The 11,899-nt window shown below is 68.4% G+C and carries 11 protein-coding genes and 1 pseudogene; 11 read left to right on the top strand and 1 reads right to left on the bottom strand.

Annotated elements, in window-relative coordinates; translation table 11 throughout:
• Positions 1-459 precede the first annotated feature (459 nt).
• From ACIHEI_RS37165 to alaS, 6 genes and pseudogenes are all read left to right on the top strand, one after another.
• Positions 460-1,293 carry an aspartyl/asparaginyl beta-hydroxylase domain-containing protein gene (locus ACIHEI_RS37165; protein WP_396609947.1) on the top strand — a complete coding sequence of 278 codons (834 nt, stop codon included), beginning with the start codon at positions 460-462 and terminating at the stop codon, positions 1,291-1,293.
• A gap of 40 nt (positions 1,294-1,333) precedes the next feature.
• Positions 1,334-2,206, top strand: a complete 873-nt coding sequence (locus ACIHEI_RS37160; RefSeq protein ID WP_396609946.1) for a hypothetical protein — start codon at positions 1,334-1,336, stop codon at positions 2,204-2,206.
• Complete coding sequence (locus ACIHEI_RS37155; RefSeq protein ID WP_396609945.1) at positions 2,203-2,802, top strand: LOG family protein; 600 nt, start codon at positions 2,203-2,205, stop codon at positions 2,800-2,802. The genes ACIHEI_RS37160 and ACIHEI_RS37155 overlap by 4 nt, the downstream gene beginning before the upstream one ends.
• Complete coding sequence (locus ACIHEI_RS37150; protein ID WP_396609944.1) at positions 2,799-3,350, top strand: orotate phosphoribosyltransferase; 552 nt, start codon at positions 2,799-2,801, stop codon at positions 3,348-3,350. The genes ACIHEI_RS37155 and ACIHEI_RS37150 overlap by 4 nt, the downstream gene beginning before the upstream one ends.
• Positions 3,347-4,015: an HAD family hydrolase gene (locus tag ACIHEI_RS37145; protein WP_396609943.1), complete on the top strand. Its 669-nt coding sequence runs from the start codon at positions 3,347-3,349 to the stop codon at positions 4,013-4,015. The genes ACIHEI_RS37150 and ACIHEI_RS37145 overlap by 4 nt, the downstream gene beginning before the upstream one ends.
• A 227-nt stretch (positions 4,016-4,242) precedes the next feature.
• Positions 4,243-6,896, top strand: a pseudogene (alaS, locus tag ACIHEI_RS37140) (alanine--tRNA ligase).
• A 72-nt stretch (positions 6,897-6,968) separates the two neighbouring features.
• Here the strand turns inward: alaS and ACIHEI_RS37135 are convergent.
• Positions 6,969-7,523 carry a GNAT family N-acetyltransferase gene (locus ACIHEI_RS37135; protein WP_396609942.1) on the bottom strand — a complete coding sequence of 185 codons (555 nt, stop codon included), beginning with the start codon at positions 7,521-7,523 and terminating at the stop codon, positions 6,969-6,971.
• A gap of 237 nt (positions 7,524-7,760) precedes the next feature.
• Between ACIHEI_RS37135 and ACIHEI_RS37130 the strand changes: the two genes are divergently transcribed.
• From ACIHEI_RS37130 to ACIHEI_RS37110, 5 genes are all read left to right on the top strand, one after another.
• Entirely contained in the window at positions 7,761-8,219 is a 459-nt protein-coding gene (locus ACIHEI_RS37130) for a hypothetical protein (RefSeq protein ID WP_396609941.1), read from the top strand.
• A complete protein-coding gene (locus ACIHEI_RS37125; protein WP_396609940.1) occupies positions 8,200-8,622 on the top strand; it encodes a hypothetical protein in 423 nt (140 codons plus the stop codon). Before ACIHEI_RS37130 ends, ACIHEI_RS37125 begins: the two co-directional genes overlap by 20 nt.
• A 1,317-nt stretch (positions 8,623-9,939) precedes the next feature.
• Positions 9,940-10,836 carry a YhjD/YihY/BrkB family envelope integrity protein gene (locus ACIHEI_RS37120; protein ID WP_396609939.1) on the top strand — a complete coding sequence of 299 codons (897 nt, stop codon included), beginning with the start codon at positions 9,940-9,942 and terminating at the stop codon, positions 10,834-10,836.
• A gap of 397 nt (positions 10,837-11,233) precedes the next feature.
• A complete protein-coding gene (locus ACIHEI_RS37115) occupies positions 11,234-11,512 on the top strand; it encodes a type II toxin-antitoxin system Phd/YefM family antitoxin (RefSeq protein WP_396609938.1) in 279 nt (92 codons plus the stop codon).
• Positions 11,509-11,775 carry a Txe/YoeB family addiction module toxin gene (locus ACIHEI_RS37110; protein WP_396609937.1) on the top strand — a complete coding sequence of 89 codons (267 nt, stop codon included), beginning with the start codon at positions 11,509-11,511 and terminating at the stop codon, positions 11,773-11,775. Before ACIHEI_RS37115 ends, ACIHEI_RS37110 begins: the two co-directional genes overlap by 4 nt.
• Positions 11,776-11,899: the final 124 nt, after the last annotated feature.

Raw genomic sequence — 11,899 nt, 5'->3', positions numbered from 1 at the left:
GCCGGACACCCCGATCAGCGCGGACGCATCGGCACCACACGTTCTGGTGATGACAGAAGCGACATCACGTCACATACCGTCCTCTGAGAGCGGGGGAGTTTCAGCCACCGCGGATTCCTCCGGTCCCCGTTCGTCTGATTCGACGATAGCCATGGACGCCCGACAGGAAACCCCTCCGCGCGTCTCTCGGCGCAGATGACGGTAGCCATGACGGCAGTCATGACGCACATGCCGACCGGCCGTCCCCAGCAGCGGCGATGACGGCGCGTCGGTGACGGCGGTCGTGTCGTATCGATGCCACGGCGGCCGAGCCATGCTGAACGACACTTCGCCATCCGTGAACGACTGGATGCGAAGCGTGAGGCCGGCGGTCGCGAGCAACAGCGCCGCCCGAGCCACCCATCCAGCACCACGTGCGCACCGGCTCACCGTTCAAGGGCCGGCAACGGGAGGGAACCGATGGAGAGCACACTGACCGCGCTGGCCGGGCAGATCGCCCAGCTGGCGTCCGTGGACGCCGCCCAGTTGGAGCGAATGCGTCACGAAGCCCTGACCGCCCAGGCCCCCTGGAAGGCGGAGTACGGCGCCTACCAGTCCGGCGGCTGGTGGACCACCTCGCTGATGAACGCCTCCGGTGACGCCTCCGACGTCAGGATCAGCGACTGCGCCGCCCGTCCGACCGAGCTGCTGCAGCGGATGCCCGCCACCGCCGCGTACCTCGCCGACCTCGGGCTGAACTACATGTGGGTGCGGCTCGCCCGGTTGGAGGGCAACGCCTTCCTCTGGGAGCACCGCGACTACGACGAACTCGACCAGGTCGAGCGGCACCGCCTTCACATCCCGCTGCACACCAACAGCTCCGCCTTCCTGGTGACCGGCGGCAGCAAGGTGCACATGGCCGGCGGCCAGATCTGGCGACTCACCCCGACCTACCCGCACGGGGTGTGCAACCTGCTCGGCCCGGACCGGATCCACCTGATTGCCGACGTCTACGCGGACGACGCCTACCAGCGGCTGGCCCGGCGGCCCTCGCTCCACCCCACGGTCGCCGAAGCGCTGCCTGCCGCCGACCGAACGGTCTTGGCCGAGCGCTTGGAGATCGCCCGCACCATGGCCCGGCTGGGCTACACCGAGGCGGCCGAGCGGATGCTGCTGCGGCTCTTCTACACCTACGCGCTGCCCGAGGGCACGGCCTACGACCTGATCGCCGAACTGCACACCTCCCTCGGCGACTTGGAGGCCACCGCCCGCTGGACGGCCGCCAAGACCCGCCTCCTCGCCCTGTCCGTCTGACCCGCTGCCGACGCCACCGAAGCTCCGGAAGGAGAAGCACATGCCCACCCTGCAACTGGCAGAGATCACCCAGGCCAACCGGCCCGCGCAGCTGCCGCTGCTGTCGAAGCTCTCCGACACCCTGGCCGCCTCCCCGGCCGTCACCCACCTGATGGTGCGCGGCTCCCTGGCGCAGGGCACCGCCGACCGGCTCTCGGACGTCGACTTCGTGGTCGGCGTCCGCGACGGCCAACTGCCTTCCTTCGCAGAGACGCTGGACATGCTGATGTCCGTCGAGGCGGGTGCCCTGCTGCCCGGATGGCGGGACACGATCGTTGCTGACCTCGGCGGGGTGGGGACGGTCTTCCTCGTCCCGGACGAGGGCCACCTCCACCAGATCGACCTGTACCTCGTGCCCGCCTCCCGCGTCCCGCGCCTGCGGGAGACGGTCAGCACGGCGGTCATCCTCGACCGCGAGCCCGAGCCGGCGCCCGCGCAGGACATCGCCGTGGCCGAGAGCTACGTGCACGCGTTCCTCGCCCGGCCGCGCACCTGCGGCGAGCTGCTGATCGAGCACCTGGTCCTGGCCGTGCTCCTGCACAAGCGGATCAAGCGCGGCCAGCGGTTCGTCGCGTACGCCGAGTGGCACCGGCTGCACACCGCGACGAAGGACCTGATCAAGGCCGCCCTCGCCCCGGCGTCCAGGTTCTGGGGCTGGTACCAGCTGCGCGAGGAGACCGCCGCCACCCCGATCGGCCGGGCCTGCCTCGCCGACCTGGACGCGGCGATCAGCGGCCCGGCGATCCCGCAGGCGGCCGACGTCGACTCGGCGCTCGAGCGCGTTCTGGGGCTGGTGGAGCGCGCCTGCCCGCAGGCCCTCGACGGCTTGCACGACGCCGTCGCCGCGTACCGCACCTATCAGGAGCTGGCGTGAACGCACTCCACCTCGCGGGCCCGGCCGCCGTCCGGGCCCGCGAGGGTCTGACCGCCGTGTTCTTCGGCGGCGTTGTCCCCGCCTCGGCCGAGGAGGAGCTCCTGGCCGAGGAGATCGGTCGGACGCTCGGCGGCGCCGGGTATCAGCTGCTGCACGGCGGCTACAACGGCCTGATGGAGGCCGCCGCCCGCGGGGCCGCTTCCCAGGGCACCGCCGTCACCGCGGTCACCCTGATCGGCAAGCACGACGAGTGGGGCGCGTTCAACCCGCACGCCACCATGTCCGTCCACCTGCCCGACCTCGGCGCCCGGCTCAACCACTACCTGGAGAGCGTCGACCTGGTCGTCGCGATGGGCGGCGGAGTCGGCACCTTGCACGAGCTGACCGCCGCGCTCTACTACGCCACCACCGTCCGCCCGGTGCCGGTCTGCCTCGCCGGACCGGCGGCTCTTCGCCTGCTCGCCTTCCTGCGCGGCGAGAAGTGGCTCTTCGAGACGCCCACCCGGCCGCTCGGCTTCCTGCACACCGCCGAGACGGCCCAGGACTTCCGGGCCCTGCTCGGCGCGCTCGACACCAGCCCGATCGGAGGAGCATGACCACCCGCCGCACCGAGGCCGGCCTCGCCGCCCGGCTCGCCGAAACCGCCTGCGTGAGCGCCCCCTTCAAGCTCTCCGACGGCACCCACCTGAGCACCTACTTCGACGAGTTCCGCCTCGCCTCCGACCCGGCGCTGCTGCGCGACACCGCCAGGGCCCTGGCGCACCTCGTACCCACCGGTGCCCAGGCCCTGGCCGGCATCGAACTGGGCGGCATCCCTCTTGTCGTCGCGCTGTCGGCCGCCACCGGCCTGCCCGCCGTCTTCCTGCGCCGTTTGCCGAAGCTGTACGGCTCCCACCGGCAGATCGAGGGAGCCGACATCACCGGCCGCCGTACCGTCCTGATCGACGACGTCGTCCGCTCCGGCAGCCAACTCCTCACCATGGCACGGACGTTGCGGATGGCCGGGTCCCCGATTACCGACGCGATGTGCATCCTGGAACGCCCACTCGGCGGTCGACAGACGCTGGCCGAACACCGGGTCACCCTTCACTCCCTGCTCACGGAAGCAGACCTACCGGTGCGGCAGGCCGGTGATGCCGCGTGAGGCACGCCGTTCTCTTCGACCTCGACGGCGTGCTGCTGGACAGCCGCAATGCCCACCTCGCCACGCTGACCGGGTACGCGATGTCGACACTCGGACGGCGGATCACCATCGCCGACCTGCCCGCCGACGCGGCCACCGCTTCCCGGGATCAGGTGCTGGCGGCCCTTGGCCTCAACGGCGAGGTCGACGAGGCAGCCTGGGACGCGGCGACCGCCACCGCCGGCCTCCACACCAAGCTCTTCCCCTTCACCGTCGGCACGCTCACCGCGTTGCGCGAATCCGGCGTGGCCACCGGCCTCGTGACCCTGCGAAGCCGCCGCAGGGTCGAGTGGCTTCTGCCGACCGACGTACTCGACCTGCTCGACATCGTCGTCTGCTTCGAGGACACCACCCCCAAACCCGCACCCGACGGGCTGCTCCTCGCCCTCGACCAGCTCGGCGCCGCCCCGCAGGCAGCTGTGTTCGTGGGCGACACGACGGTCGACATCCGCGCCGCCCGAGCCGCGAACGTGCGAGCCGTCGGTGCTGGTTGGGGCTACGCGGAAGCTGATGCCCTGGTCAGGGCGGGTGCCGATCTGGTGCTTCCCCGGGCGTGCGACCTGGCCTCCACGCTGCTCCTCCTGGTGGGCAACGGGCAGCCCGCCGACTACGCCAAGCGATCTTGACGCCGGACCCGCTACTGTTGGTGGCGCAGTCGCAGCGGACCGTTGCGTCCGATCGCGGCTGCGCCACCTCAGAGCGATGGTCTGGAGTCATGGTCTACACCGTGGGGGCGCGAGCTATCTGCGCCGAGCTGGAGAACTGAGAACCACTCAGTCCTCGTTCTCGGCCCGGCTCGGCGTGTGAACACCCCCCACCTCTCCCACGACTCTTCCGTGAGGGCCATACCGCCATGCGCTCGACGCAGATCCGCTCCACCTTCCTGGACTTCTTCACCTCCCGCGGCCACCGCCAGGTCCCGTCCAGCCCGCTGATCCCCTCCGACCCGACCCTGCTGCTGGCCAACGCCGGCATGAACCAGTTCAAGCCCTACTTCCTGGGCGAGGTCACCCCGGAGTACCGCCGCGCCACCACCATCCAGAAGTGCGCGCGCACCTCCGACATCGACAACGTCGGCCGCACCAACCGGCATGCCACGTTCTTCGAGATGATGGGCAACTTCTCCTTCGGCGACTACTTCAAGGCCGACGCCATCGCCTTCGCCTGGGAACTCCTCACCGAGGGCTACAACCTGGAGAAGGACCGGCTCTGGATCACCGTCTACGAGGACGACGACGAGGCCGAGCAGCTCTGGCGCAAGATCGGAGTCCCCGCCGACCGGATCCAGCGCCTGGGCATGGAGGACAACTACTGGTCGATGGGCGTCCCCGGACCGTGCGGGCCCTGCTCCGAAGTCAACTACGACCGCGGACCGGCCTTCGGCCGCGAAGGCGGCCCCGCCGTCGACGGCGAGCGCTACATGGAGATCTGGAACCTCGTCTTCATGCAGTACCAGCGCGGCGAGGGCGACAAAAAGGGCGGCTTCCCGATCCTCGGCGAACTCGCCCAGCAGAGCATCGACACCGGTCTCGGCCTCGACCGCCTCGCCGCGATCCTCCAGGGCGTCGAGAACGTCTGCAGCACCGATCTGCTCCTGCCCACTCTCAAGACCGTCCAGGAACTCGTCGGCCGCGACTACCCCGGCACCGGCGAGCAGAAGACCTCCTTCCAGGTCGTCACAGAGCACGCCCGCTCGATCGCCTTCCTGATCGCCGACGGCGTCCTGCCCGCCAAGGACGGCCGCGGCTACGTCCTGCGCCGCCTGATGCGCCGCGCGATCCGCCACGGCCGCCTGCTTGGCATCGACGGCCCGGTCCTGCCCGCGACCACCGCGAGCGTCATCGGCAACCTCGGCGACGTCTGGCCCGAACTGCAGGCCCAGTCCGCGCCGATCGAACAGGTCGTCGCCGCCGAGGAGGAGTCCTTCACCCGCACCCTCACCCAGGGCACCCGGCTGCTGGCCGCCGCCATCACCCGCACCCGCACCGCAGGCTCCACCTCCCTCACCGGGGACACTGCCTTCGAACTGCACGACACCTACGGCTTCCCCGTCGAGCTGACCATCGAGGCCGCCGTCGACGCCGGCCTGACCGTCGACGAGGACCGCTTCGCCACCCTGCTCGCCGGGCAGCAGCAGCGCGCCAAGAGCGGTGGCAAGGCGAAGACCGCCGAGGCCCTGCGCCGCCAGGACACCTACCGCGAACTGTCCGCCCGCCACGGCCGCACCGACTTCGTCGGCTACAACCGCCTCACCGTCGAGGCCACCGTCCTCGGCGTGATCGCCGACGGCACCCTCGCATCCGGCGCCGAACAGGGCCGGACGGTCGAGGTCGTGCTCGACCGCAGCCCCTTCTACGCCGAGTCCGGCGGCCAGGTCGGCGACACCGGCACTATCCGCACCAGCGACAGTGCCGTCCTAAAGGTGCTCGACACCAAGCTCGGCCTGGAGGGCTTCCACGTCCACACCGTGCGCGTTCTCGAAGGCGAGATCCGCAGCGGCCAGTCCGCCGAGGCCATCGTCGACGGCGCGCGCCGGGACGCCGTCGCGCGCTCCCACTCCGCCACCCACGTGCTGCACGCCATGCTCCGCCGCACCCTCGGCGACCACGCCCGCCAGCACGGCTCCCTCGTCGACGCCGGACGGCTCCGCTTCGACTTCGCCCACTTCTCCGCCGTCGAGCCCACCCAGCTCGCCGCCATCGAGACTCTGGTCAACGACCACCTCCTCAACGACCCCGAGGTCCGCATCTGGCACGCCACCCGCGCCGAGGCGGAGGCCGCCGGAGCGACCGCTCTGTTCGGCGAGAAGTACAGCGACCACGTCCGCATCGTCGACATCGGCGACTTCTCCCGCGAACTGTGCGGCGGCACCCACGTCGGCCACGGCTCCAACGCCGGCCCCGTCCGCATCCTCGGCGAAGCCTCCATCGGCTCCACCTCCGCCGCATCGAAGCCCTCACCGGCCGCGACGCCCTGAACTACTACGACACCGAACGCCGCCTCCTCGACGAACTCTCCACCCTCCTCGGCACCCGCCCCAAGGACGCCCCCGAAGCACTCCGCAAGCGCCTCGACACCCTCGCCACTGCCCAGCAGGAACTCGGCCGCCTCCGCGACACCGAACTCCGCACCCGCGCCCAGCAGCTCACCGCGTCCGCCCGCGCCGTCACCGGCGGCCGGATCATCACCGAGAAGGCGACCGGCCTCGGCCCCGAAGAACTCCGCACCCTGGCCACCCACACCGCCGACCTCCTGGGCACCGACCGGGCCGCCGTCGTCCTCGGCACCGAGCACCGGGGCAAGGCCCTGCTCGCCACCGCGATCACCCGCGGCCTCCACGAAACAGGTACCCAGGCCAGCCAGATTCTCGTCTCCGCAGCCCAGGCTGTCGGCGGCGGGGCCGGCGGCAAGGGAGCCGTCGCTAGCGCCGGTGGACGCCGCACCGAGGCTCTCGACGAGGCACTCGCCATCGCCGCCCAGGAGGCAGCCAGGCTCCTCGGCCGGTAAGGCCCGGCAACTCCAGCGCGGACTGTCTGCGCTTTCCCAGGCGGGAAAGCGCAGACAGCCTGTGTTCACTGCTTACGTCCGGCCCGCCGCCAGTCGCTTCACAAGAACCGCGCTCTCGTAGTTGGTCACGTCCCACCGCCATGTCCCGACTGGCACGTAGCCCCGTCGGCGGTACCAATCGATCAGCTCAACCGCCCGGGCCGACGTGTCGATCGCCACCTCTTCAGACCCGAGGGCAGCGATGCGATCCTCCGCCAGGGCCAGCAGCCTCTGGCCAAGACCCGTCCCCCGATAGGCGGGATCCACCGCCAGTTGCCAGAACGAGCCCGCTCTCGCTGGGGCCGGATACCCGTCCGGGGCCTCATATGGAGCCGCCACCGTCACAGTCCCCACCAGCTCAGTCCCATGCTCGGCCAGCCAGCATTCACCCCTTCCCAATCGGATGGCTGTGTCCTGTACGGACTGGTGGGAGGCGAAGAAGGCGCGCCCAGCTGCAGCGTGATCGGCATAGGCGCGGTGCAGGAGGCTCGTCAGCTTCTCCACCGAGTCGCCCTCGACAAACGGTCGCAGAACAGGAGCCGCCGCAAGGCCGGGGGATGCCGGGATGCGGGCTGGACGAGTGGTCACGAGATCAAGTGTCGGACAGACAGTGCACAGCTGCCCGTCACACCGCGAGCGTCCTGTCGGCGGTGAAGGTTGGATACGCAAGCAGGGCTCCATCGTCGAGCGACATCAACCACCCTCACGGGTGTGACACACATCACATTGAAGAGTTTGTTGCCGCTACGGGACTCGGCAGGTCAGCGCCAGCGGTAAATTCCTGGCCGTATCGCATCGGCCGCGCCACCCGGGGGGAGACCGGAAATGCTCGATCCCGATCTAGTTACGATAGCAACCGGCGCGGGCGGCACCATTGTCGCGTCGATGATCACCAAGGGGGCCATCGTCGCCCGCGCGCGGATCGCAGGACTCTTCCGCAGGGGCACCCCTGACGAACAAACCGCAGCCATCAACGCGTTCGACAACGACGCACGAGTTCTCGCAGAGTGGGCCCGCGTCACGGACCAGAACGCCGAGCTCGCAGCGGAGCTTGCCGGCGCCATGGACCAGATCTCACAGGAGTGGGCTCGCCGTATAGTCGAGTACGTCACGGCCCATCCAGAGGCTCTTTCTGACTTCGAAGCCCTTGCCGCTGCGGCAACCGTCTCGAATTTCGGAGTTCAGCACAACAGCGGCTCGGGGACTTTCATCAACGGGACCGTCATCGGAGGAGTGCACAACTCTTACGACAGGGAGCTCACTGATGCCCTCCGCCCCGAATGAGGAATTCCACGGGCAGCATAATACGGGTCCTGGCACGTTCATTAACGGGGACGTCTTCGGCGGCGTTCATAACTACGAGCTACTCGACAAGGAAACAAAGGCCAACCTGGCTCGGATCGCAAATACGTCACCCAGTCTGGCAAATCTCCTAGCCGAGGCGGCCACTCGAAGCGCACAGGAAGCTGACACTGCCAACCTGATCGCCGCGACCGCCCGCCGATTCCATCTCGCCGATTCCGTGGAACTACTTGCATCTGCCACGAGCACCCTCGAGCGGATGTCATTCTCCGATTCCGTCGAGTTGCTTGCCTCTGCCACAAAGAATCTTGCGCTGCTCACACCCAAGCTCCTCAATGCGGCCGACCAACTCGGTCAGCGAGGCCGCCGCAGTTGGGAGCAGTAGGAGCAGTGTCTGACTCCCAGCCCAGAGAGCAGCACAACGAGGGCCCTGGAACCTTCATCAACGGAAACGTCGAGGGCGGCGTACGGAATCTCTTCTTCTTCGGCTCTACGACAAGCAATAGCTCCAACCGCAACCGACCAGAAAGTCAGAGCTCGAAGGAGGAGAGCGAGGCCCAGGATGACGAGGGCCCCGGCAGCGCCCTAATTGGCGCAATAATGCTAGGGTCGATACCATTCGGAGCAATCGCTCATTCCACTGGCTTGATGTCGATAGGCGGTTGGTCCGACCATCCATCAATCCTGGAACGAATCATCGTCGGATTGGCCGGAATTATCGGGCTAATGCTGTGCACGGCCTGCGCCCTCGCGAGACTCTCCCAGATATTCGCACTGTGGGCAGGCAGAGCTTCCGACTCGGCAAAGGCCAACGCACAGAGACACTGGCGAATTGCGGCCGGGAATGCAAGGACCGCCAGCTCGGCGGCATGGCTCGCCCGCACCTCGGCAGCACTTGCATCAGCGCTCGCCGTCCTTTTCGCATGGTTTTCTCTCGGCGGAATTGTCTCCAGTCGGGCACACGAGGCCAGCAGCGACGCTACGACATCGGCGGCGGGGGCATGGACCCACGTGCGGCGACACGCTTCTACTCGATAAGAAGACATCAAGCCAGGGCATCAGGTGCGCACGCCGAAGGCAGCCAACAGGTCATTGCCAATACAGCAGTTCTCGCAGGCCGTGACCGACCAGGCGGCTTTCAACGGCCATCACGGGCTTGTCGAGGGCGAAAATCGCCGTCCCCGCTGGTTAAAGTTTTGATTGCGTTCAGCCCCATCCAGCTCCGTTCACGGCCCAGGCAGCGGGTCGTTCCGCCGCAGGTCAGGCCGCCTCCGGCGGTCCCGGACAGCCGGACGAACATTTCGCAAGCGTGTTGGGAGTAATCCCTCACGAGTTCGAATCTCGTATCCTCCGCCCGCCAGGGCAAACGAAGGGCCCGACCGCTCAGCGGTCGGGCCCTTCGTCGTGTCGTCGTCTCAGTCAGGTGCGGGCCCGTTCGACCACAACGGGATGGCGGCGCGGACGGCGAAGGCCTCGGGATGGTCTGCCCGCGTTCCAGCCCAACGGGACTTCCCGAGGTCCTTCAAGGGCCTCGGGGGGTCTGCTGCCCGGGGTGGCAGTTCGGCATCGCCTCGCGTGCCGAAACCCCGCACCCCGGACCGGCCGCATAGCGTGGTTCCACTCCAGCCTGGCGCATGGCCTGTGCGCACTACGTCCGGAGGGGCACACGTCCCGGGTCAACCGCCACACCATCGTCCGGTCGGTGACGTTCTGGCTCCGACCGGCGTTCGCGCTGCGCGTCTACAACCGGTTCCAGCGTCTCGCCGGTTTCGACCGCTCGATGGCCCTGGCATCCGCCGCGCTGACAGCGCTGATCCCACTGGCCCTGCTGTGCGGCGGCCTGGCAGCCCGTTTCGGGGGCAAGGACATCGCCGAACGCATCGTCGACCGTTACGGCCTCACCGGCGAGGGTGCCGAGGCCGTGCGCCGGCTCCTTCCCGAGTCGAGCGAATGGACCACGCTGGGGTTGTTCGGTGGCGTCTTCCTCCTGATCTCGACCCTGAGCTTCGCGCGCGCCGCACAGCGACTCTTCGAACAGGGGTGGGACCTGCCACCACTGAGCGTCCGCAACACCGTCAACGGGCTCAGATGGATCCTGCTGCTCGCCGCGTACGTCGCGCTGACCGGCCTCGCCCACGCGGCGTTCAGCCGCCGTCCGCTGGGACTGGGAGCGGCTCTGGTCGAGACACCCCTGACTTTCGTCTTCCTCCTGTGGGGCGGCCGCCTGCTGTCCGCCGGCCGGATCCCCAGACGCGACTTGATGTCGTTCGCCGTCATCTGTGCCCTCGCGCTGTCCGGCTACTCGGTAGCCATGACCGTCTACCTGCCCCGCCTGTTCAACTCCTACGCGAACCGCTACGGCGCGGTCGGGGCGGTCTTCGCGATGCTCTCCGCCCTCTTCGGGGCCATGCTCGTGGTCGTCGCCTCGGCCGCGATCGGCAACGAAGTGCACACCGAGATCACCCGGATCGGACGCGGCGAACGCCCGCCGGACAACGAGGTGCGCGACCAATGGGCCGCGGTCCTGCACCAGGCCCGGTCACGCTGGCAGACGACCCGGGGAAAGACCGGCTTCCTCCGGCGGAACAGGAAATCCTGAGAGGTGACCGCTGGCGGGCGCGCCACCTCGCCGACGAACCGGGGCGGACCGCCCATCTCGTCCACGCCTCGCCCCGGCACCCCAAGACACGGACAGCCGACCAGGCACGAGGGGCCCGGTCCGGCTGTCGGGACCAGGCGGCGTGGTCTAAGTTCTGGCCTCATTCGCTCCGGTCCAGCTGGGTTCTGTCTCTGCCTGACGGTCCACTCGATCGCAGGTCAGGACGGTCGTGAACCCTGGCGGACGGTACCGAGGAGAATTGGAAAGCGTGTTGGGGGCAACCCCTCACGAGTTCGAATCTCGCATCCTCCGCCTTGATCGAAGGCCCGGACCGCTCACCCGGGCCTTCGTCATTGCTTCCTGGCCCACTCGATAGATGTACGTTATTCTGTACGCCATGAAGACGATGAGTGCGACCGAGCTCCGCGCCAATCTCGCCGCCGCGCTCGATGCTGTCGAGAGTGATGCCGAGGAGCTCGTCATCACACGCGCTGGTCACGAACCGCTGGTCGTCGTCTCACTGGCCGAGTACGCCTCGCTCCGCGAGACCGACTACCTGCTGCGCTCGCCGGCCAACGCCGACCACCTTCGCCGTTCCCTGCAGGAGTACCGGGAAGGCCGTGCGGTGGCCCGCGAACTGATCGAACCCGAGGACGTCACCGAGCAGAGCGCATGAAGGTCCAGTTCACCGAACGCGGATGGAGCGATTACCTGTCCTGGCAGGGGGACGATCGCCGTCTCCTCAAGCGCATCAATCTGCTGATCGATGACATCCGCCGAAACGGCAACGAGGGCATCGGCAAACCCGAACCCCTGCGGCACGAGCTCGCTGGGGCCTGGTCCCGCCGGATCGACCAGGAACACCGCCTGGTCTACGTCCTTGACGAGCAGACCGAAACCCCGTGCGTCATTGCCTGCCGCTACCACTACGGCAACTAGGGCCCGCCCAGGGGAGACGCGACGGTCTCAGAGGACGGTAAGTAACGTGATGTCCGTTTCGAGCTTTCGTTTGGGGTAGGCGGGCCGGCCTCGGACCGGTCAGCCTTCTATGGCCGTGGCTGGG

It is taken from the genome of Kitasatospora sp. NPDC051984, from assembly GCF_044593455.1.
Lineage (GTDB): Bacteria > Actinomycetota > Actinomycetes > Streptomycetales > Streptomycetaceae > Kitasatospora.
Note: the sequence above shows the minus strand (reverse complement) of the source record. Positions and strands in the feature narration are given on the sequence as shown.

Excerpts from the sequence above, each read along its gene's own strand:
- ACIHEI_RS37115 (WP_396609938.1), top strand. The coding sequence starts at position 11,234 with ATGAAGACGATGAGTGCGACCGAGCTCCGCGCCAATCTCGCCGCCGCG.
- ACIHEI_RS37130 (WP_396609941.1), top strand. The coding sequence starts at position 7,761 with ATGCTCGATCCCGATCTAGTTACGATAGCAACCGGCGCGGGCGGCACC.
- ACIHEI_RS37110 (WP_396609937.1), top strand. The coding sequence starts at position 11,509 with ATGAAGGTCCAGTTCACCGAACGCGGATGGAGCGATTACCTGTCCTGG.
- ACIHEI_RS37160 (WP_396609946.1), top strand. The coding sequence starts at position 1,334 with ATGCCCACCCTGCAACTGGCAGAGATCACCCAGGCCAACCGGCCCGCG.
- ACIHEI_RS37150 (WP_396609944.1), top strand. The coding sequence starts at position 2,799 with ATGACCACCCGCCGCACCGAGGCCGGCCTCGCCGCCCGGCTCGCCGAA.
- ACIHEI_RS37125 (WP_396609940.1), top strand. The coding sequence starts at position 8,200 with ATGCCCTCCGCCCCGAATGAGGAATTCCACGGGCAGCATAATACGGGT.
- ACIHEI_RS37165 (WP_396609947.1), top strand. The coding sequence starts at position 460 with ATGGAGAGCACACTGACCGCGCTGGCCGGGCAGATCGCCCAGCTGGCG.